This is a genomic window from Paracoccus sp. PAR01 (assembly GCF_014851995.1).
GTDB classification, from domain to species: domain Bacteria; phylum Pseudomonadota; class Alphaproteobacteria; order Rhodobacterales; family Rhodobacteraceae; genus Paracoccus; species Paracoccus litorisediminis.
Map to the genome: position 1 here is coordinate 1 of NZ_JACVAW010000034.1, position 20061 is coordinate 20061.

19 protein-coding genes and 1 tRNA gene are annotated in these 20061 nt (G+C 61.0%); 9 read left to right on the plus strand and 11 right to left on the minus strand.

What is annotated here, in order from left to right:
• The 5 genes from IB235_RS25400 to IB235_RS23180 all read right to left on the minus strand — a co-directional run.
• A partial coding sequence (locus tag IB235_RS25400) for a hypothetical protein (protein ID WP_225612574.1) occupies positions 1-331 on the minus strand: 331 nt, incomplete at its 3' end.
• Positions 332-817: 486 nt separating this feature from the next.
• A tRNA-Ile gene (locus tag IB235_RS23165) sits at positions 818-893 on the minus strand.
• A 579-nt stretch (positions 894-1472) separates the two neighbouring features.
• Complete coding sequence (lipA, locus tag IB235_RS23170; RefSeq protein ID WP_155038499.1) at positions 1473-2408, minus strand: lipoyl synthase; 936 nt, start codon at positions 2406-2408, stop codon at positions 1473-1475.
• Positions 2409-2533: 125 nt separating this feature from the next.
• Positions 2534-3280 carry a TerC family protein gene (locus IB235_RS23175; RefSeq protein ID WP_192338739.1) on the minus strand — a complete coding sequence of 249 codons (747 nt, stop codon included), beginning with the start codon at positions 3278-3280 and terminating at the stop codon, positions 2534-2536.
• A gap of 76 nt (positions 3281-3356) precedes the next feature.
• Positions 3357-4568: a DUF6456 domain-containing protein gene (locus tag IB235_RS23180; protein WP_370576980.1), complete on the minus strand. Its 1212-nt coding sequence runs from the start codon at positions 4566-4568 to the stop codon at positions 3357-3359.
• Between the two features lie 206 nt (positions 4569-4774).
• On the opposite strand from IB235_RS23180, the gene IB235_RS23185 reads away from it, so the two are divergent.
• A complete protein-coding gene (locus tag IB235_RS23185; protein WP_192338740.1) occupies positions 4775-5119 on the plus strand; it encodes a DUF6477 family protein in 345 nt (114 codons plus the stop codon).
• Here IB235_RS23185 and IB235_RS23190 read toward each other — a convergent pair.
• Positions 5082-6656 (minus strand): helicase HerA-like domain-containing protein, encoded by a 1575-nt coding sequence (locus tag IB235_RS23190; RefSeq protein WP_192338741.1) that lies wholly within the window; start codon positions 6654-6656, stop codon positions 5082-5084. The genes IB235_RS23185 and IB235_RS23190 overlap by 38 nt on opposite strands.
• A gap of 484 nt (positions 6657-7140) precedes the next feature.
• On the opposite strand from IB235_RS23190, the gene IB235_RS23195 reads away from it, so the two are divergent.
• Positions 7141-7854 (plus strand): invasion associated locus B family protein, encoded by a 714-nt coding sequence (locus tag IB235_RS23195; RefSeq protein ID WP_192338742.1) that lies wholly within the window; start codon positions 7141-7143, stop codon positions 7852-7854.
• Between the two features lie 91 nt (positions 7855-7945).
• On the opposite strand, the gene IB235_RS23200 is transcribed toward IB235_RS23195, so the two are convergent.
• The 5 genes from IB235_RS23200 to IB235_RS23220 all read right to left on the minus strand — a co-directional run bounded on the left by IB235_RS23200 (position 7946) and on the right by IB235_RS23220 (position 13583).
• Complete coding sequence (locus IB235_RS23200; RefSeq protein ID WP_192338743.1) at positions 7946-9478, minus strand: DegQ family serine endoprotease; 1533 nt, start codon at positions 9476-9478, stop codon at positions 7946-7948.
• 839 nt (positions 9479-10317) lie between these two features.
• Complete coding sequence (locus IB235_RS23205) at positions 10318-10845, minus strand: 5-formyltetrahydrofolate cyclo-ligase (protein ID WP_225612576.1); 528 nt, start codon at positions 10843-10845, stop codon at positions 10318-10320.
• Positions 10842-12227 (minus strand): magnesium transporter, encoded by a 1386-nt coding sequence (mgtE, locus tag IB235_RS23210; RefSeq protein ID WP_155037556.1) that lies wholly within the window; start codon positions 12225-12227, stop codon positions 10842-10844. Before mgtE ends, IB235_RS23205 begins: the two co-directional genes overlap by 4 nt.
• Positions 12228-12290: 63 nt before the next feature.
• Positions 12291-13139, minus strand: a complete 849-nt coding sequence (locus IB235_RS23215) for an inositol monophosphatase family protein (RefSeq protein ID WP_192338745.1) — start codon at positions 13137-13139, stop codon at positions 12291-12293.
• 84 nt (positions 13140-13223) lie between these two features.
• Positions 13224-13583, minus strand: a complete 360-nt coding sequence (locus tag IB235_RS23220) for a helix-turn-helix domain-containing protein (protein WP_155037558.1) — start codon at positions 13581-13583, stop codon at positions 13224-13226.
• 422 nt (positions 13584-14005) lie between these two features.
• Between IB235_RS23220 and IB235_RS23225 the strand changes: the two genes are divergently transcribed.
• The 7 genes from IB235_RS23225 to IB235_RS23255 all read left to right on the plus strand — a co-directional run bounded on the left by IB235_RS23225 (position 14006) and on the right by IB235_RS23255 (position 19779).
• Positions 14006-14776, plus strand: a complete 771-nt coding sequence (locus IB235_RS23225; RefSeq protein WP_192338746.1) for a Bax inhibitor-1/YccA family protein — start codon at positions 14006-14008, stop codon at positions 14774-14776.
• Positions 14777-14922: 146 nt separating this feature from the next.
• Positions 14923-15900, plus strand: a complete 978-nt coding sequence (locus tag IB235_RS23230) for a formylglycine-generating enzyme family protein (protein WP_225612577.1) — start codon at positions 14923-14925, stop codon at positions 15898-15900.
• A 303-nt stretch (positions 15901-16203) separates the two neighbouring features.
• The gene (locus tag IB235_RS23235) at positions 16204-17400 is read left to right on the plus strand and encodes a calcium-binding protein (RefSeq protein WP_192338747.1); all 1197 of its coding nucleotides are present in this window, start codon (positions 16204-16206) and stop codon (positions 17398-17400) included.
• Between the two features lie 261 nt (positions 17401-17661).
• Positions 17662-17994, plus strand: coding sequence for a tyrosine-type recombinase/integrase (locus tag IB235_RS23240; RefSeq protein ID WP_370576981.1), 333 nt, complete (start codon positions 17662-17664; stop codon positions 17992-17994).
• A 473-nt stretch (positions 17995-18467) separates the two neighbouring features.
• Positions 18468-18788: a hypothetical protein gene (locus IB235_RS23245; RefSeq protein WP_192338748.1), complete on the plus strand. Its 321-nt coding sequence runs from the start codon at positions 18468-18470 to the stop codon at positions 18786-18788.
• Between the two features lie 402 nt (positions 18789-19190).
• On the plus strand, positions 19191-19466 hold the full coding sequence (locus IB235_RS23250; RefSeq protein ID WP_192338749.1) for a hypothetical protein: 276 nt from the start codon (positions 19191-19193) through the stop codon (positions 19464-19466).
• Between the two features lie 61 nt (positions 19467-19527).
• Entirely contained in the window at positions 19528-19779 is a 252-nt protein-coding gene (locus tag IB235_RS23255; protein ID WP_192338750.1) for a hypothetical protein, read from the plus strand.
• Positions 19780-20061: the final 282 nt, after the last annotated feature.

The following is a 20061-nucleotide window of genomic DNA, read 5'->3' on the forward strand; positions in this document are numbered from 1 at the left end:
ACCGGAGCCGCCAACCGAGAGAACCTCCAATGTAGTCTCCATGGAGAAGCTCCATCATCCAACCTCGATGGAAGCCAATGATCCCATCAAGAACCGCGCTGGAAGGTGGGATGGGGGCAGCGCTTACACCTAGATTGTTTAGGATCGGAACGAACGACTCCGGATTTTCCTGCTTGCGGCGCTGGTGTGGTTCGACCTTGCCCCGGCGATCCGCACTGTCGCCTTCGACAGTCAGGCACATCAGGTTGTAGCCTGAGTCATACGGCTTCTCATTGCGCCGCTGCCGCCAGAACGCCTCAAACGGCCGCCAAAAAGCACTAGGAACGATCACCTACACGGCTGATCACCCAAGCCTGAAACTGGGGAACTTTATCTCGTTACTTTTGGGAAACTATGATCGGCGTTGACAACAAACACCCACACTCAGGACCGAACATTCGCTAAATTGGTGGGCTCATTGTGACTCAAACTGGAGTAGCCTGAGTGTTCGGAAAAATCACCGCCCGCGGAAAAACATGCACGAAAGGCGTAATGTGGCGAGCCTGAGGGAGTGCTTAGCAGGTGGTTAGCATAACAACTTGCACGTGCAACTCCGCTAGGGCAAGCGCAGCCGCAGATGAAATCATGCCAATGGCAAAACATTGATCCGCAGAAGCGCAACGCCATGCCGAAACGACACTCCCCCGCAGGGCTGGTCGTCTCCGCGACAAAATAGCCGCTTTCCTGCCCCGACCGGGAGAAAATCCAGCCGAACCGTTCTGCGCGGCGAGCCGAGAAGTCGCCCAATATACTGAAATTTAACTGAAAAATATGGCTTTGGTAGGCGCGGAGGGATTCGAACCCCCAACCAAGGCGTTATGAGCGCCCTGCTCTAACCGTTGAGCTACGCGCCCGTACGCGCGTCAGATAGTATAGCTTTGCTGAGCAGGTCAAGCCTTCATTCTATCATTTTTAAAGCAATCTACAAAATCAACATCTTCAACAAAAATTACCAAAAATAAAACTTAATGACGCTGTAAAGATAACAGAAACCCACACACATCAGCATATTACACCTCAAGAGATGCACGGATATATTTGTAAAATCTTCTACGCCGTCAATTAGATGAAAATGATAAATTAAATATAGTCGTAAGATTAATTGAATTTTATTTAAATAAATACTTAAATTAAATCCCCACCAAGTCATGCCTATGCCAGATATCCATCCCGCATAAACTTCCACCAACCTGGAATCATGAGTCTCTGCAGGTGCTTTCATCCTGCTCAAGCGAACATCGCGCAGTCTGCGATAGCCGTCGGGGCTATCAGCCAAGTCGCGCTAGAAAATCTTTCGATTGCTCATCAAATTAACAATCGCAGAGATAAGCGTATTTAATGCCTTATCACGGGCATAAAACACGCAGCATCTCCACGTTGCCGCTCGAACTCAGCCACTCTGCGCAAGCTTCTGCAAGGGGCCAATCAAACCCTCAGGCGCGGCCGAGCTTTTTCAGACGAGCCTCGCGCAGTCGGGCGAAATCGTCGCCGGCGTGGTATGAGGACCGCGTGAGCGGGGTTGCGGACACCATCAGGAAGCCTTTGCCATAGGCGGATTTTTCGTAGCCCGCGAATTCCTCGGGGGTGACGAAACGATCCACGTGATGGTGCTTCGGCGAAGGCTGCAGGTATTGGCCGATGGTGATGAAATCGATATCCGCCGCGCGCATGTCATCCATGACCTGCAAGACGCCCTGCCGATCCTCACCCAGACCGACCATGATGCCCGATTTGGTGAACATCGCAGGGTCGAGTTCCTTGACCTTCTGCAGCAGCCGCAGCGAATGGAAATAGCGCGCGCCGGGACGCACCGTGGGATAAAGACCGGGCACGGTTTCCAGATTGTGGTTGAACACGTCGGGACGCGCCTCGACCACGGTTTCCAGCGCACCGGGCTTGGATTTCAGGAAGTCCGGGGTCAGCACCTCGATGGTGGAACCCGGCGAGCGGTGGCGAATCGCACGGATGGTCTGGGCGAAGTGATCCGCACCGCCATCATCCAGATCATCGCGATCGACCGAGGTCAGCACGACATGCTTCAGGTCCAGCTTCTGCACGGCATGGGCGACGCGGCCCGGCTCGAACACGTCCAGCGCGTTCGGCTTGCCGGTAGCGACGTTGCAGAAGGTGCAGCCACGGGTACAGATCTCGCCCATGATCATCATGGTGGCGTGGCCCTGGCTCCAGCATTCGCCGACATTCGGGCAGCCGGCTTCCTCGCAGACGGTGGACAGGCGGTTCTCGCGCATGATGTCGCGGGTCTGCTTGTAACCTTCCGAGGTCGGGGCCTTCACACGGATCCACGAGGGTTTCTTTGGCTGGGCCTGATCGGGCCGGTGGGCCTTTTCAGGATGGCGCTGGTCGGGCATCCGAAGATCGCGCAAGGTTCTGTCCTTTCGGTCACGGTTGGCGCAGAGATACCGCGTCGTTCGGGCGAACGCAACGCCGGGCCTGCCATGTCCGGCGCGCGGGACTGACCCGCACGCCGCTTTGGTTAGCCTTTGCGGGCCTTGGCGCGCAGGCGGGCATTCCGCGCCACCATGTTCAGCGCCTCGACCAGCGCCGAGAACGCCATGGCGGCGTAGATGTAGCCTTTAGGCACGTGGACGCCGAAGCCCTCTGCGATCAGGGTCGTGCCGATCAGCAGCAGGAACGACAGAGCCAGCATCACGATGGTCGGATTGCGCTCGATGAAGCGGGCCAGTGGGTTTGCGGCCAGCAGCATGACCAGCACGGCCGAGACGACAGCCACGATCATGATCTGCACATGCGGCGTCATGCCGACGGCGGTGATGATGCTGTCGATCGAGAAGACCAGATCAAGGACCAGAATCTGCACAATGACACCACCAAAGGTCGCCACCGCCGCGCCGACCAGCGTGTCTTCATGGTCGGTGGGATCGACATGGTGGTGAATTTCCTTGGTCGCCTTCCAGACCAGGAACAGGCCGCCGGCGATCAGGATCAGGTCCTTCCAGGACAATTCATTGCCAAGGACGGTGAAGACCGGTTCGGTCAGCCGCACGATCCATGCCACCGTCGCCAGCAGGCCAAGGCGCATGATCAGCGCCAGACCAATGCCGATCTTGCGGGCGCGTTCGCGCTGATGCTCGGGCAATTTATTGGTCAGGATCGAAATGAAGATCAAATTGTCGATGCCTAGAACGACTTCCATCACCACCAAAGTGGCAAGGGCGACCCACGCTGCGGGGTCCTGAACGAGGGCTAAAATGCTTTCCATGGTCCTTCCGGTTGTTTGTTTCCGGGGCCCTAGTTGTGCATTGCCTCGTTCCAGAACAACCCGCCGCCGGTCGGTTTCAGCCGATCAGGGGCGCGCCCGAGCCGTAAGTTTCCTGATAGTGGCGCTCAAGCCGCATCAGGGCGAGGCGCAGGACGATCTTGCCGGACCGCGCCGACCAGCCCAAACGGCGCTCGGTCATCTCGATGCCTTCAAGGAAACAGCAAACGCGCAAACACATGTCGCCAAGCCCCGGCCCCAGTTCGCGCAGCGCCGCCGCGACCCGGTTTCGGGCGTTCTCCGAACCGCCGCCATAGCCTGCGCCATTGCGCGACACGTCGATCCCGGCGGTCAGAAAGCCGTCCCAGTTCTGGGTGACGCGCGGCCCCATCTGGGCCAGTTCGAAATCCTCGCGCAGACGTTCCCCTGCGGCGATCAACTCGGGCGACAGGAAGGGGCGGCCATCGGCCTCGCGGCGGCGGGCCAGCATCAGCAGCGGGCTTTCAGCCAAATTGACGCGGGTGCGGCGACGGCGGCCATCCTCGGGATCGGTGATTTCGCGTTCTTCCCAGACCCGGTGCTGGTCGGCATGGCTGAAGGGGGCAGCTTCCTCGGCGCAGCCCGCCATCTCATCGACGGGCGAGGCATCGGCAAAGTCCGGCTCTTGCGGCATAGCCGCCGCCCGTCGCGAGGCGACCAGCCCGCGCAGCACCTCGCGCCCCTGCCCCGAAATCGTGTAGCGGCAGACCTTGCCCTGCCCGGTCAGCTGCACCCAGGCGCGGATCGCCATATGTTCGGCCAGCTCGCGATCAAGGATGGCGGTGCGGATCTCGTCGCGCACGACGATTGCCTTTTCCATACCCTCGGCCACGACCAATTGCGCGCCCGGCTCGGCGAGACGGCGCAGGATCCGAGAGATCTGGTTCATCCCCGTCCGCCCCAGAGCAAGCGGCCCAGCTCCGGTATCGGGTGCGTGGGCCACCCGTTCGACGCCCTGATCGACCAGCGGATCGTCGCGGCGGGCCTCGAAGCGACGAATACGGCGCAGGATGGTCGAGGCGTGGCAGCCCAGCTCGCGCGCCAGTGAACGGATGGATTCGCCGCCCTCGACATGTCGCAGGTAAAGACCAAGGTCGCCGTCCTCGGCCGTCTTGGGCAACGCGCCCGGGGTCGCAGGCAGGTTCAGGGCGCTGGTCTGGATGGGATTGACCAAAGCCGCTTGCAGGGCAAAAGGCATCCCCGCCGGAACGGCACCAAGGGTCAAATCTCCCGTCTGGATGGTCATGGTCAATCCTTCATGTGCGGGGACGAGCCGGCGAAAGCTCGCCTATTGGTTGTTTTGATTCATGTCGCCAGTGGCCATCTCCGGCCTGACAATTGGATATTTCCTAACATTTCCTAAAGAATTCTTGCCACGCCGCACGCAGCACCGCGTCACGACGCAACACACGTTATGGTTGCGAATAACTGGTTGTGCCAAGTGCAGGAGAAATTGCCATGACGATGATGCCGAACGTGATCCAGTTCCAGCCGCGTCCGCAGCAGACCGCGCTGCGCCGCCCGCGCCTTCTGGTGCGAGCCGCCCGTATTGGCGCCGCGTCCTTCAACCGCAAGCGCGAATTGCCGCGCCTGCTGAAATGCGATGAGGTGCCTTCGCCCGAGGCCGCGCTGGCGCGACTACGCGCCGAGGAAGCGCAACTGAACGCGGCCAGACTTGACGCGCAGGCCGATTACGACCTGCAACGCCATGTTCTGGTGATGATCGCCATTCTGGCCGAAATGGCCCTGCTGGTCCCCGCCGCCGTCACTTACCCCGGAACAGCGATCCCAGCACGCCCCTGACCAGCGCCTGCCCGGTGCGGGTGCCCAACTGCCGCGCCAAGCTTTTGCCAAAGGCCGAGGCGATGCTGTCCCGGTTCGAGGCGCGCGGCGCAGGTTTTTCCTCATCGCGGATCTGGATCGCGGGATCGTAACGCCTGCCCCGTTTGTGCTCGGGCTCGACCTTCCACAGATCCGCGTCGCTTTCCTTCGCGTCCGACGTGGCCAATTCCTCGGTGGCTTTCTCGGCCCGCTTGGCCAGCAGTTCGGATGCCGATTCACGGTCCAGCGTCTTGCCGTATTTCAGCCCCATCGGCGAGGCCGCGATCATCGCCGCCCGCGCGTCGTCGGGAATCGGGCCAAGCTGGGCCAGAGGCGGACGGATCAGCGTGCGCTGCACCATGCCCGGAACCCCCTTGGCCTCCAGCAGCGAGGTCACCGCTTCGCCAGTGCCGACCGCCTGAATGGCCTCGGCAGTGTCAAAGGCCGGGTTCGCGCGGTAGTTTTCGGCGGCCAGACGCAGGGCCTTTTGATCCTTGGCGGTAAAGGCACGCAAGGCATGCTGCACCCGGTTCCCCAGCTGTCCCAGCACCGATTCCGGCAGATCCGCCGGGTTCTGGCTGATGAACCACAGGCTGACACCTTTCGATCGGATCAGCCGTGCTACCTGCTCGATCTTGGCAATCAGCGCGGGCGGTGCATCGTCGAACAGCAGATGCGCCTCGTCAAAGAAGAATGCGATGCGCGGTTTGTCGGGGTCGCCTACTTCGGGAAGTTGCTCGAACAGCTCGGACATCAGCCACAGCAGGAACGTCGCATACAGCCGGGGCGAGTTCATCAGCCGCTCGGCCGACAGGATGTTGATCACCCCCTTGCCCGAGGCATCCAGCCGCATCATGTCCGACAGTTCCAGAGCCGGTTCCCCGAACAGGAAGGTGCCGCCCTCATTCTCCAGCACCAGCAGGGCGCGCTGGATTGCCCCGACCGATGCGGTCGAGACATTGCCGTATTTCAGGCTGAGGTCCTTGGCATTCTGCCCGACCCAGACCAGCATGGATTGCAGGTCCTTCATGTCCAGCAGCGCCAGCCCCTCTTCGTCGGCGACCCGGAAGGCGATGTTCAGGACGCCTTCCTGCGCGTCGGTCAGGCCCATCAGCCGCGACAACAGCAGCGGCCCCATCTCGGCCAGGGTGGTGCGAACGGGATGACCGCGCTCTCCCCAAATGTCCCAGAAAGTCACGGGAAAGGACTGGTAATCCAGTGTGATCCCGATTTGCGTCGCCCGCTTGCCGAAAGATTCGGCCAATGGCCCATCTGCCCTGCCCGCCTGCGAAATCCCGGCCAGATCGCCTTTCACATCGGCCATGAAGACCGGAACGCCGGCCCGAGAAAAAGACTCGGCCAATGTCTGCAGCGTCACAGTCTTGCCGGTGCCGGTCGCACCCGCAATCAGCCCGTGGCGATTGGCATATTTCATCAGCAATTGCTGGGGGATGGCATAGTTTTCGGCACCTCCTCCGACAAAGACGGTCCCGGCATCCAGATCGACGATTTCAGTCATTCTTTCCCTCGGAAGTGCAAAAAATCATCCGTGTAATACAAAAGGAGAATACAACTGAAACCTTTTTGTGCCAGTGTAGTTATGCCGAGGAGTCGGGTTCATATCCCTCCCCGGCTTTCCTCCCTGTTGGACTGCCGCGCCCTCGGGCGCGGTTCTTTTTTCCGGCATTGAGTCCAGCCGAATATTCATCTTCTGCGTGTAATCACCATACTGCAAGCTGACGAATAGGACAGTTGACGGGTCCAGTGGTGGCCTCTAGCTTTCTGCGCAATGAAGACCGGCTAGTCCGGCAGGGAAGGGAAGCGATGGGGGTCCGGGCGCTGCAAAAGCACTCGGGCCCTTTTTATATTCCACGCCCCTCATGCCCCGCGAATCTCCATGAAACCGATACGCAAAGTTGAGCCTGCGCCAAGCGATCCGTCCTGACAACGGATCGGGCGCATGGTAGGAGCATGGCCATAACTTGGACCAAAGGAAGAGTACCATGGCCAACAGGACGTCCGCGGCGCTGATCGCCGCCATCTTCGCCATCGCCGGCACCGCCGGAGGCGCGATGGCGCAAGAAACCCCCGCACCGGCTGCCGCAGCCGAAACGCCTGCGACCCCTGCCCCGGCAGCTGCCGCCCCGGCCGCGCCTGCCCCTGCGGCAGAAGCCCCCGCTGCTGCACCTGCTGCTGCACCCGCTGCGGCGGCACCGGCCCCCGGCGAAACCAAGGTCGGCCAGCCCTATGCCAAAGAGACCTTCGGTGACTGGACTCTGCGCTGCATGAAGACCGAGGACGGCAAGGACCCGTGCGAGCTGTACCAGCTGCTCAAGGACCAGAACGGTGCCTCGGTGGCGGAAACCTCGATCCTGCCGATGACCGGTGAGGTTCAGGCCGTCGTGACCTTCGTTGCGCCGCTGGAAACCGATTTGCAGCAAGGCATCGCCCTGCAGATCGATTCGGGCAAGGCCGCCCGCTATCCCTTCATGCTGTGCGCCCCTGTTGGCTGCATCTCGCGTATCGGCATGACCGATGCCGACCTTGCGCCGCTGAAAAAGGGCAACAAGGCGACCGTCTCTCTGGTGCCGTTCGGCGCGCAGAAGGGCCAGCAGGTCAGCCTGAACCTGTCGCTGTCGGGGATCACCAAGGGCCTTGACGCTCTGATCGAGGCGAACAAGGGCGTCACCCAGCCCGCCGCCGCGCCCAAACCCTGATTGTCGGTTCCGGAATTGCAAAGGGGCGCTATTTCGGCGCCCCTTTTTCATGCGGCGATGGCGGCCCGGAAAGGGCCGCCCGCCAGATGCCTTAGCTGATCGGCAGCGCCACAAAGCGCGGCTCGCCCTCGCGGCGGACCATCAGCAGGATCGATTTGCGACCGGCCTTCTTGGCCTCGTCGATACGGGCGGTGAAATCGGCCATCGAGGCCACGGGCTGCTGACCCGCCTCGGTGATCAGATCGCCCGGTGCCAGACCCTTGTCGGCGGCAGCGCCTTCGGGATCGACATCGCGCACGACCAGCCCCTGCGAGTCGCCGGGAATACCGATTTCCGCAGCAAGCGCGGGCGTCAGTTCGACCACCGACATGCCCATCACCTTCGAGGGCGATTCGTCGCCGGACTTGCCCGACTTGGCCGCATCGCCCCCCTCGGCCAGCTCGCGCCGACCCAGCGTGATTTTCAGGTCAACCGGCTTGCCATCGCGCTGAACAACGACATCGACGGCCTCGCCCACCGGCGCGTCAGCCACGCGGCGCACCAGATCGCGCGGGTCCTTCACTTCACCACCGGCAAAGCTGGTGATCACGTCGCCCGCCTTCATGCCCGCGTCCAAAGCCGGACCGGTCGGAACATCGGTGACCATCGCGCCCTTGGCATCGGCCAGGCCCAACGATTCGGCGATATCCTCGGTCACCGGCTGGATCTTGACGCCCAGCCAGCCGCGGCGGGTCTCGCCGAACTCTTCCAGCTGCTGGACGACCTTGCTGACCACGTTCGACGCCATCGAGAAGCCGATCCCGATCGAGCCGCCATTGGGCGACAGGATCGCGGTGTTCACGCCGATGACTTCGCCATCCATGTTGAACAGCGGCCCGCCCGAGTTGCCCCGGTTGATCGCAGTGTCGGTCTGGATGAAGTCGTCATAAGTGCCCGACAGCGCCCGGTTACGGGCCGAGACGATACCGGTCGAGGCCGAGAAGCCCTGCCCCAGCGGGTTCCCCAGTGCCAGCACCCAGTCGCCGACGCGGGAATGGTCGCTGTCGCCGAACTTGACGAAAGGCAAGGGCTCCTTGCTTTCCACGCGCAGCACCGCGATGTCGGTCTTGTCGTCCTTGCCGATGACCTTGGCCGGCAACGTCTTGCCCGAGAAGAACTCGACCTCGATCTCGTCCGCACCCTCGATGACGTGGTTGTTGGTGACGATCAGACCGTCAGCCGAGACAACAAAGCCCGAACCCAGCGCATTCGAACGCTGTTCGGCCTGCGGACCGCCCTGGCCCTGCGGGAATCCGGGGAAGCCGAATTCGCGGAACAGATCCGAGAAAGGGCTGCCTTCGGGAAGCTGCGGCCCGCCCGCGATCGGCGACGAGACGGTCGCGGTGGTGGTGATATTCACGACCGCCGGGCTGACCTGTTCAACCAGATCCGCGAAGGATTCAGGCATCACCTGCTGCTTGCGGGCGGGGCTTTCGGGTGCGACCAGCGGCTTGTTCTCATTGGCGGCGTCCTGGGCGGCAGCGGCCTGGGGCGTCGCAGGCGCCTGGGCGAAGGCGGCGGACATACCCACCAACAACGCGAGGCTTGAAACGGTCAGAAATTTGCGTGGCAAGAGGGTCTTCATTGAGGTGTCTCCTTCGATACCGAGCGCCTGTGCGTCGCCCTGGCAATATGCTCACTTTCAATGATGTTTTCAGGTCCGTTGCAAATGAACCACGCTCGCAAGGAATGAACTGATCGTGACTTGTGGCGGCGATAGGGGTCAAGCGTGATCAGCTTATCCAGGTTCCGTGCCGAACATGAAAAAGGCGACCCACCGAAGACGGGTCGCCCAGTTTCTCTACTGTCCCTGCGATGGCCGGTCTGGCGGAACGCTTGGGTTGGCATTTCTTGCCTTGCTCGACGCCGGGGCGCCCCTTCGCGGGTCGCCATCCTTGCGGCGCGTCCGGATCGTTACGTCCGGTTTGGCGCGCCGCTGCGCGGTCTGCGTCGGAGCCACCACACCCCGGCGCCTGCCGCCCGACTTTTCTTGCCCTCCCGTAAAGGGATCAAGAATTCTTTCGCTATCGGCTTAGTCAGCCCTCCCCGACCGCCAGCCCGAACGGAGCGGAACCGGCAAGCAGCCCGGTCACGCCGACAGACCAGTCACCTTTGTTGTTTTCCGGTCGAGCCCGATCTTGCACCAGATCTGGTGGCCCGCCCTTCGGTGGACACAAACTGCCGTGTAATACATCACTTTTCAACGGATTTATTTCATATCGGCGCGGTCTAAAGCGTTGACAGGAAGCCCTGCGCCACCCCTTTGGGGATTCGTCACGCCTTGGGCCAAAACATGTGAAACCTGAGCAAGCGGCGAAAAATCCCGTTCTTCGGCCAGCTTCCCGCAAGGGACGGAAAGTTTTCCACAACTCTGCCCACAATCCACAAGCTGCGATGGCGAAGCCTGAGCCAGCGTGATTATTTTCAGCCGAAACGCAGGATTTCGTGGTCGGTGACGATGAAATCCAACGGCTCATCGGTCGGCTCGGCGGGAATCGCGCGAATCTCTTGCACGGCATAGGCGAAGCCGATGGCCGTAACCGGTCCCTGATCGCGCAATGCGCGCAGCGTTCGATCGTAATAACCGCCGCCATAGCCAAGGCGATGCCCGGCGCGGTCAAAGCCCGCCAGCGGCACGATCAGGACCTGAGGCTGGATCTCGGGCGCATCCTCAGGCGGGTGACTGGTGCCAAAGCCGCCGGAATCCAACCGCCCGTCATACAGCCGAAAGACCAGCGGCCGGGCCGGACCGGTCACCACCGGCAGGCAGACAGGGCCGTCATGCTGCTTCATCGCCGGGCGGGGATCGGCCTCATCGCGCATCGGCCAGTAGCCGGAAAGGACCTTGCCGCGATGCGCTGCGAGAACGGCGATCAGGTTGCGGGTCAGCGCGACAGCGTCACCGCCTGCCCCACGTGCGGCCAGCGCAGCCCGGCGCAGCTCGGCCTTCATATCAGCACCCATGAGGCAAGGCCGAGGAAGGCAAAGAACCCCATCATGTCGGTCATCGTGGTCACGAATGTCCCCGAGGACAGCGCCGGGTCCAGCCCCAGCTTGTTCAGGGTCAGCGGCACCAGCACGCCGCCCATTGCCGCGACGACCTGATTTGCGATCATCGCCATGCCCAGCACCATGCCGATGCGGAAGTCGCCAAGGATCAGGCCCCCAGCCAAAGTCAGGATCACCGCCAGCCCGACGCCATTCAGCAGGCCCGCCAGCAATTCGCGCAGAACGACGCGCTTGGCATTGGCCCCGGTCAGCTCACGCGTGGCCAGCGCCCGGACCGCCACGGCCAGCGACTGAGTCCCGGCAATCCCGCCGGTCGAGGCGACGATCGGCATCAGCGCCGCAAGGATCACCAGCTGCGCCAGCGTCGCCTCGAAGCGCGAGATCACCAGCGCCGACAGCGAGGCCGTGAACAGGTTCACCACCAGCCACGGCAGTCGCTGCCGCGCGGTTTCCAGCGGCCCGTCCGAAACGTGGCTTTCGTCCGAGACGCGGGCCATGCGCAGGAAGTCTTCTTCGTGTTCCTCGTCCAGCACCGCCATGGCGTCGTCGATGGTGATGACACCGACCAGCCGGTCATGGTCGTCGACCACCGGGGCCGAGATCAGGTGATACTTGTTGAAGGCATAGGCGACGTCGCCCTCATCCTGACGGGCCGAGATGGTGCGGAAGCTGTCCTCGGTGATGTCGCGCAGCGCGATATGGCGGCGCGAGGACAGAAGCTTGCCCAAGGTGACATAGCCGACCGGATGGCGGCGCGGATCGACAAGGATGACGTGATAGAACTGGTCAGGCAGCCAGTCTTCCTGCCGCAGGAAATCGATGGTCTCACCCACGGTCCAATGCTCGGGGGCGGTGACCACCTCGGACTGCATCAGACGGCCGGCGGAATATTCGGGATAGGTCAGCGACTGTTCGACCGCGACCCGGTCGGATTCGTCCAGCGCGGCAAGGATCGCCTGCTGCTCGGGCGCCTCCATGTCCTCGATCAGGTCGACGACATCGTCGCTGTCCATCTCGCGCACGGCCTCGGCCAGCACTTCGCGTGGCAGCTGCTCGATCACCTCATCGCGGACGGATTCGTCGATCTCGGACAGGATGTCGCCGTCGATCTCGCCCGAATACAGGTCCAAGAACTGACGCCGCCGTGGCGGGGTCAGTTGTTCGATCATGTCGGCAATGTCGGCGGCGTGGACCGGCTCCAGCACGGCATCAAGGGCGTTGCCGTCGCCCTCATCGATGGCGCGGTTGACCGCGTCCAGATCGTGCTGGCTCAGTTGGAATTCGTCGTCCGAGGAGTCTGACTGGGCGTCACGCTTTTCGATCATGGCTGGCTCCTCTTCTCGGGATATTCAGGCTTGAGCGCACCTTAGCCGCAGTGCGGCAAAGCCTCAATCGGCCGAGAGTTGCGCCTGCAGAAGTTCCAGCGCCTCGGCATGCAGTTCGGGCGAACCGGCAGCGATGATCCGGCCGCCCTGATGCGCGGGGCCGCCATTCCAGTCAGTGACGACGCCGCCCGCAGCCTGAACGACCGCAATCGGGGCCACAACATCATAGGATTGCAGCCCGGCCTCGATCACCAGATCGACATGACCCGCTGCCAGCAGCGCATAGGCGTAGCAGTCCAAACCGTACCGCACCAGCCGCGCCTGTGAGGCGACGCGCTGGAAGGCCTTGTGTTCATCGGGGCTGCCAACCTCGGGATAGGTGCTCATCAGCGTGGCCTGCGCAAGTGCGACGCCGCGCCGCGCGCCAAGCGGCGTGCTGTCCTGACGCCCGGTCAGCAGCGCGCGGCCAAAGCCGCCCTCGAACCGTTCGCCCAGATGTGGCTGATCGACGATGCCATAGATCGGCCCCTGCCCGTCGGTGACGCCGATCAGCACGCCCCAGCTGGGCGCGCCAGCCATGAAGGCCCGCGTGCCGTCAATGGGGTCAAGGACCCATGTCAGCCCGCTGGTTCCGGGGCTGGGGCCGTATTCCTCGCCAAGGATGGCATCGTCGGGACGTTCTGCCCCCAGAATGGCGCGCATAGCGCGCTCGCTCGCACGATCGGCCTCGGTCACCGGGTCGAAACCGGTGGCGGCCTTGTTCAGGGGACTAAGCTCGGGACTGCGAAACAGCCGCAAGGTTTCGATCCGGGCGGCATCCGCCAGCCTGTGGGCCGTGGCGATGATGGCCTCGACCGTCTCGGCCGGAAGCGTGCTGCCCCCTGCACTGATCGCTTGCTGTTCCTGTCCCATCACTGTCCCCGTAAACCTGCTTCTCTGGCAGGATTAGCGGGGGAGCGCCAAAAGCGGAACCCCGTGACGTCGCTTCAGCCGAATTCAGGCCGCGTCGGACAGCACCCGCGCCAGCTCAAAGATCTGGCGACGCTGCGCCTCGGGCATGGCGTAATAGGCCCGGACCAGCTGCAGAGCTTCTTTGTCGGCAAGGATATCGCCCTCGACCGCGTGCTGGGTCTGACCGTCTTCAAGCCCCTCAAAGAAGAAGCTGACCGGCACGTCCACCGCCTGAGCGATATCCCACAGGCGCGAGGCCGAAACCCGGTTCATTCCGGTTTCGTATTTCTGGATCTGCTGGAATTTGATGCCCACCTTTTCGGCCAGCTGTTGCTGGGTCATTCCGATCATCCAGCGGCGATGCCGGATGCGCTTTCCGACATGGACATCGACATTATGCTTCATGGTAACACCTCACTCAATCTATTGGGGCGCTATACCAAGGGGTGACAAGTATCGAGTAGCAACCCTGTCTACCTGACGAAAAAGATAATTCTTCCGTCAGGTCACCACTGCATACCCGATTTTGCAATCCCCCCCCGCACCTTAGCAGGAATATGGCATCGTAGAACTTGCATGAATACAGGAAAAGCATTCGGTTGTCCCAAAAGCTAAGTCTGCATCCATTGCGCGAAAATCCGCTGGCGATTCTGAACCAAGCCGTTCAGATCGCCGGATCGCACAAGTCGGGGCCACTTCACGTAATTTTACCCGGATTCGGGCTGCATCCGGGACGTGGATCATTGAAAATTCACCCGTTCCTGCCAATATTAGAGGCGATGGTGGGCCAGCTTGGCCGCACCGCGATTTTCGACCGGGGAGTACCCATGCAAGATTACAACTCGATCCGCACGGCCGGGACCGCGACGCGCTCGGCTGCCGTGGATGAAGGGCTGCGTGCCTATATGAACAAGGTCTACGGCCTGATGGCCGTAGGCATGCTGGTGACTGCCGGTGCGGCTTGGGGGATGGCAGGGCTTGCCCTGTCGGATGTCCAGACGCCCTATGCGCTTGGCAATGGCCAGTACCTGACCGAGTTCGGCAAGACGCTGTTCCTCTCACCCCTGAAATGGGTGGTGATGTTCGCCCCCCTGCTGATGGTCTTTGCCTTTGGCGCGGCGCTGAACCGCCTGTCGGTTCAGGGCGCGACGACGATGTTCTACGTCTTCGCCGCGATGATGGGCGTCTCGATCAGCTGGATCTTTGCCGTCTATACCTCGTTCTCGATCGTCCAGACCTTCCTTGTCACCGCCATCGCCTTTGCGGGCCTGTCGCTTTACGGCTACACGACCAAGAGGGATCTGTCGGGCTTCGGCACCTTCCTGATGATGGGCGTGATCGGCCTGATCGTGGCCTCGATCGTCAACATCTTCCTGAAATCCAGCGCAATGCAGTTTGCGATTTCGGGTCTGGGTGTTCTGATCTTCGCCGGTCTGACCGCCTTCGACACGCAAAACATCAAGAACACCTACCTGCAAATGGCGAACTCGGATCGCGATTTCCTGGGCAAGGCCGCCATCATGGGCGCGCTGCAACTGTACCTGGACTTCCTGAACCTGTTCATGTTCCTGCTGCAATTCATGGGCAACCGCGAGTAATCACTCGCTCATCGAGAAACGACCAAAGGCCGGGCGTTTGCCTGGCCTTTTTGTTTTGGCGTTTGGAAGCCGTCGGCGCCCTGCGATTGCCAAGCCGGCAAGGATGACGACAAGATGCCCGCGCAATTTGCAGGCAGGATCATGTGATGGACGACCGAATCCCAGCTGCCTCTCGGACCAAGGCCGAGCGCCGTCTGCGCAACATGACATGGATACCGGGCGGGACATCCATCATGGGCTCGAACGACCACTACCCCGAGGAAGCCCCCGCCCATAGGATCAAGGTTGACGGTTTCTGGATCGACACCACCCCCGTCACCAACGGTCAGTTCAAACGCTTCGTTAAAGCCACCGGCCATGTGACCATAGCCGAGCGCAAGCCCGACCCAAGTCTCTACCCCGACGCGCGACCCGAGATGCTTTTCGCCGGATCACTGGTGTTCGCCCCACGCCCCGACATCACGGATCTGCGCGACTGGTCGCAATGGTGGCACTTCACGCAAGGTGCCGACTGGCGTCATCCCTATGGCAAGGGCAGCAATATCCACGGCCTCGACGATCATCCGGTCGTACACGTGGCTTATGCTGATGCGTTGGCTTTCGCGCGCTGGACTGGCAAGGATCTGCCCAGTGAAGCCGAATGGGAGTTCGCCGCCCGCGGCGGGTTGGATCACGCCGAATTCGCCTGGGGCGATGAGTTGACGCCCGCCGGTCAGCAGATGGCCAATATCTGGCAGGGCAATTTCCCGACCCATAATCTGGCGTTGGATGGCTATGAAAGGACCTCTCCGGTCACCGCGTTTCCGGCCAATGGCTATGGGCTGCACGACATGATCGGCAACTGCTGGGAATGGACGCAGGACTGGTTTTCCGCACAGCATCAACCTGACGCCGCCAAGTCCTGCTGCATCCCCTCAAACCCCCGAGGCCCGGCAATCGAGGCCAGCTATGATCCATTGATGCCGACTGTTCGCGTCCCTCGCCGCGTGATCAAGGGGGGCTCACATCTCTGCGCGCCAAACTATTGCCGCCGCTACCGCCCCGCCGCCCGCCATGCGGAAGCAGTCGATACCTCGACCAGCCACCTGAGCTTTCGTTGCGTGGTCCGGATGAAGACGGACTGAGACGTGGCGCCAACGACCCATTTGTCCCGATATGCACCAGCAAAAAAATTCAAAGTGCGGTTGGCAGTCGATTCTCAACCAATTGACCGTTTAGATGCGAATATTCAATGACATGGCTGCAAAATAAAGGTGCAGCGCCGATATTTACTGCCATGCAATTAGCGGTTCTGCGCCGCAGAAACCCGCAATTCGGCAAGAACCGGCCTGCCTTTAATTAATCACGTCCAAAGTGGGTGATTAATATAATTTGTCTGTTTATGTTCGCCCCGACTTTTGCAGATATCAGCATGACCGGAGTGCAGCATGGCAGTTATCAATGGAACGAACAGCAGCAATACGCTGCGTGGCGCAGCCACGAATGACGTGATCTCGGGTCTGGGTGGGGCCGACACCTTCTATTGGCAAAGCGGCATCGGGAACGACACGATCCACGGTGGCGACACGAGCGAAAACTACGACGCCAACCCCTACACGCCCTACAATCCCGGCGGCGACCGGCTGGAGCTTGAGGGTTCGATAGGGGCCAATATCACCTTCTCCACCACCGAAGATGGCATCGCCACGATCGGCAGCAACAAGCTGACCTTTACCGGCATCGAGCGCCTTTACGGCACTGCTGGCAACGATGTGATCCGTGCGGGCAACGCGAAACTGGAAGCCGCTCATGACGGCACGGTTGAGCATGGCCTGACCCTTTACACCCGCGGCGGACATGACAACGTCGTCGCGACGCGCTTCGATGACATCGTTGACGGCGGTGCGGGTAATGACACGATCCGTATGGGCGGCGGCAACGACCTGTTCCATTCGGGCATCGGCAATGACCTCGTCTATGGCGGCGCCGGCGATGAGAACATTCGCTGGGGCACGGGCAACAACACCCATAACCCCGGCAATGACACGATCTATGGCGGCACCGGCAATGACCTGATCAACATCTGGATCAAGGACGGCGACATTGCGGACGGCAACGAATCCGTCGGCATCCCCGGCGTCTCAGTGTCGATTTCCCAAGTGGGTAGCGACGGCAGCTTCAATGGTACCGCCACGACGAAGATCGGCGGCGCGGCCACTTTGAAATTCTACCAGTTCGAACTGGGCTGGACCCATGCCGGGAACGACAATGTCAGTGCGGCTGGCGCGAATATTGCGGCAAACCAGGCCGGGCTGAACTTCAATACCCGCTGGGGCCATGACGTGCTGACCGGCAGCGGTGGTCATGACATTCTTGTGACGGATGAAGGCCGCGACACCATCACCGGCGGAACCGGCAACGATGAGATGTGGATCGGCGCTGGCTCCGACGGTGACGGCGATCGCGATCAACTGATCTTCCGTCGCGGCGACGGGCAGGACACTGTCCATGGTTTCGACACGGATCTTGATGTGCTCAGCCTTGGCGGCCGCAACTATACGGCCCGCGAGACGGCCGATGGCACGCTACTGAACCTTGGCAATGGCGATACCGTCCTGCTGTCGGACGTGTTCGATTTCATCTGAAATTGAAACCGGCCATTCCTGCACCACAAACTCGGATTAAACCGAGACGACAGAATGGCCATTTCTCTGACCTGTTGCCGCAGCTGCGGCAACAGGTCACGATAAACCTTAGGCCTTAAGGCTCTGGACCCACTGACTTTGCTGAGATGACGCAATTCAGGCTCGCAAGAAGACCTAAATCAGGACCAACGTTTTCTGGCTGTCTGCGCGGATGGAGCGTCTGAAGCCCTTTTTCCCCAAGAGCCAAGGCAAACCAGGCTGATGCTGGGCACGGTGGCGCGACAGGGTGCCGTTCGGGATCTGACATGGGACAGGGTGAACTTCACGCGACGGGCAATCGACCTTCGGGTTGATCATCCTGGGCCGCGAACGGGCCGCGCGCTCGTGCCGATGAACAACATGCTGTTCGAGGTGCTGACCGAGGCAAAAGAAGGTGCTCGGTCGGACCATGTGGTGGAATGGGCCGAGGGTCAGATTGCCAGCATCCGCAAGGGCTTCGCGCGGGCCGTACGCAACGCTGGCCTGACAGGCGTCGGGATGCACACGCTGCGCCACACCGCCGCCGTCCATATGATCGAGACAGGCGGCCGATGAGCGAGGTTAGGCAGTTTCTCGGCCACTCGAACACGGCAATCACTAAGCGGGTCTATGCGCGATACGCGCCCTTCGCATCTGCGATCGGCGGCGTCGGCGCTGGAATTCTGAGTGGTTCGGAAGATTCGCGTTATGCTCAATGAACACTAACGCGTTTCGTGATTTCACAATAACTTATTGAAATAAATGGTGGGCGGTGAGGGACTCGAACCCCCGACATCTTCGGTGTAAACGAGGTTAGAGGCACCATAACCAGTTGTGACGACTGCGATTGGTGTTCCCAACGAAACTACGAAAACTCCTCGTATTGACCGGAACAAACCGGAAATTTGGGAACACTCGAGCAGCCTCCAAAATACTGCCAAGCGTTCGCATCGTCACATTATGTGATCTCATCTTAGTGAGCTGCGCTTTTATCGAGCCCCCAAAGGGACCACATCGATGGTAGCCCATATCAGATGCGGAGGCGTCGGATGATTAGGAAACTTTCTCTCGTCGTGTTGGTGTTCTCTGCTGCGGTGGGAACGGCATTAGCGGATAGCAAACCGTTGACCCCCGGCCATATCCAAGAGGCCGCGATTATGGGCCTTAATCCCCACGTCTTCAGTCGCATGGACATCGCGCAAATCGAAGCTGAACCGACTTGGCGCGACCGCCGTGAACGTATCCGCTTTATCCTCGAGAAGAAGGCCAAGGCCGGAGAAGATATCTCGAATCCCTATACCTCCAGCGGATGGTTCGGGGTTTATGGCGGCATGGGGCAAGGTCGTGTAAGTATCGGAATAGGTTTCTGAAAACCGGTTTTGGCACATTTCGTGGGTAGGCATGCTTCGGTCCTGCCGCATCCTCCATGCGACGCCTGACTCGACATCTTCACGAAAAGACACATATCCCGATGCGGACGAAGTGGATGTTCGTCGCCACGGCCCCTTGGGCGCCGGCCCGCGAACTTTGGGACTTCGATCGAGGCTGAGGCGCCGGTGATCGCTTGCGGCACGTACTCAAGCTCCATGATCTGATAGGCCTATCGACGAGGGTCGGCTTCGGGAAAATCATCCTGTGTGACAGCAGCGGCGTTCTGGTCGGGCGGCTTTGCCATGTTCGGCCTCGAGATTAAGGCGAGTCGCGATACCGTCTTACTTTGGCAGCCCATGCCCTGCGTGCGATGATGGCGCTGTGTCGAGGGAGGGCCGCATATGCCGGCGCTTGAGAGAGTTTATGACCTGCAAGATGTCGATGACGAAGTTGACTACTTGGACGTGCATGCTCATCCGACCCGCCTCGAGCCGATAGCGTTCATCCGCTGGCACGGAATGGATCCCATCTCACCAGAAGATGGCAAAACGGTTCCTGAAGCCTTGGCGGAGGTTCGTATGTGGCAAGGGAGTCCATGCTACCCCCGGAAGCGCATCGGCGTCTTTCTGAATGAGGGGGTCATATGGGAACCGGCCTGGGGCGAACTGACCTCGTGAATTTCGGAAGCCAGCCCGCGCGGCGCGTGCCATGCTGGTCGTTCAGCGCGAGGAGGATCACATGCTGAAGTTCGAACAGATCCGCGACCTGGACGACATTCCCCCCGACATGACCTGTCTTGAGGTGTTTTCGAACGGCACAATCACCGTCCGTTACAGTTTTGACGGCCCCGGCGGAAAGAAGCCCGCAGCGGATGGAGAACTGGGTTTTGCCAGCCCTCTTCGATGGCTTCATTGCCGGCGCGGGGCCTACCTCCACGCTGGAGCCAAGTGGAACCCTCGCTGGGGCATGCTCATCCCACGGATATCTTGAGTTTCGGAAGGGGCCCGCGCGGCACGGAGGGGTCCGGGCTACCCCTACCCGCTCGGGAGGATCGGCCGATGGGAACGAGGAAGCCCCCGCGCCGATTGGTTGCGCGGAAGGGACCGGCGCGAGGTGCGCATGCTTGAAAGGTGATCATGACGAATGGGAGTGTCTGGAACTCTGTGTATCTGACCCGGCCCATGCAGTTTCAGATACTCAAGCGGCGAAGCGCTCGCCGAACATTATGGCGAACTGGTTTCGGGCCGCAAACCATTCCCGCACATTGCGCCC

Coding starts and splice junctions, on each gene's coding strand:
- lipA (WP_155038499.1), bottom strand. CDS start 2,408: ATGCCCGACCAGCGCCATCCTGAAAAGGCCCACCGGCCCGATCAGGCC.
- IB235_RS23175 (WP_192338739.1), bottom strand. CDS start 3,280: ATGGAAAGCATTTTAGCCCTCGTTCAGGACCCCGCAGCGTGGGTCGCC.
- IB235_RS23185 (WP_192338740.1), top strand. CDS start 4,775: ATGACGATGATGCCGAACGTGATCCAGTTCCAGCCGCGTCCGCAGCAG.
- IB235_RS23190 (WP_192338741.1), bottom strand. CDS start 6,656: ATGACTGAAATCGTCGATCTGGATGCCGGGACCGTCTTTGTCGGAGGA.
- IB235_RS23195 (WP_192338742.1), top strand. CDS start 7,141: ATGGCCAACAGGACGTCCGCGGCGCTGATCGCCGCCATCTTCGCCATC.
- IB235_RS23200 (WP_192338743.1), bottom strand. CDS start 9,478: ATGAAGACCCTCTTGCCACGCAAATTTCTGACCGTTTCAAGCCTCGCG.
- IB235_RS23205 (WP_225612576.1), bottom strand. CDS start 10,845: ATGAAGGCCGAGCTGCGCCGGGCTGCGCTGGCCGCACGTGGGGCAGGC.
- mgtE (WP_155037556.1), bottom strand. CDS start 12,227: ATGATCGAAAAGCGTGACGCCCAGTCAGACTCCTCGGACGACGAATTC.
- IB235_RS23215 (WP_192338745.1), bottom strand. CDS start 13,139: ATGGGACAGGAACAGCAAGCGATCAGTGCAGGGGGCAGCACGCTTCCG.
- IB235_RS23220 (WP_155037558.1), bottom strand. CDS start 13,583: ATGAAGCATAATGTCGATGTCCATGTCGGAAAGCGCATCCGGCATCGC.
- IB235_RS23225 (WP_192338746.1), top strand. CDS start 14,006: ATGCAAGATTACAACTCGATCCGCACGGCCGGGACCGCGACGCGCTCG.
- IB235_RS23230 (WP_225612577.1), top strand. CDS start 14,923: ATGGACGACCGAATCCCAGCTGCCTCTCGGACCAAGGCCGAGCGCCGT.
- IB235_RS23235 (WP_192338747.1), top strand. CDS start 16,204: ATGGCAGTTATCAATGGAACGAACAGCAGCAATACGCTGCGTGGCGCA.
- IB235_RS23240 (WP_370576981.1), top strand. CDS start 17,662: ATGCTGGGCACGGTGGCGCGACAGGGTGCCGTTCGGGATCTGACATGG.
- IB235_RS23245 (WP_192338748.1), top strand. CDS start 18,468: ATGATTAGGAAACTTTCTCTCGTCGTGTTGGTGTTCTCTGCTGCGGTG.
- IB235_RS23250 (WP_192338749.1), top strand. CDS start 19,191: ATGCCGGCGCTTGAGAGAGTTTATGACCTGCAAGATGTCGATGACGAA.
- IB235_RS23255 (WP_192338750.1), top strand. CDS start 19,528: ATGCTGAAGTTCGAACAGATCCGCGACCTGGACGACATTCCCCCCGAC.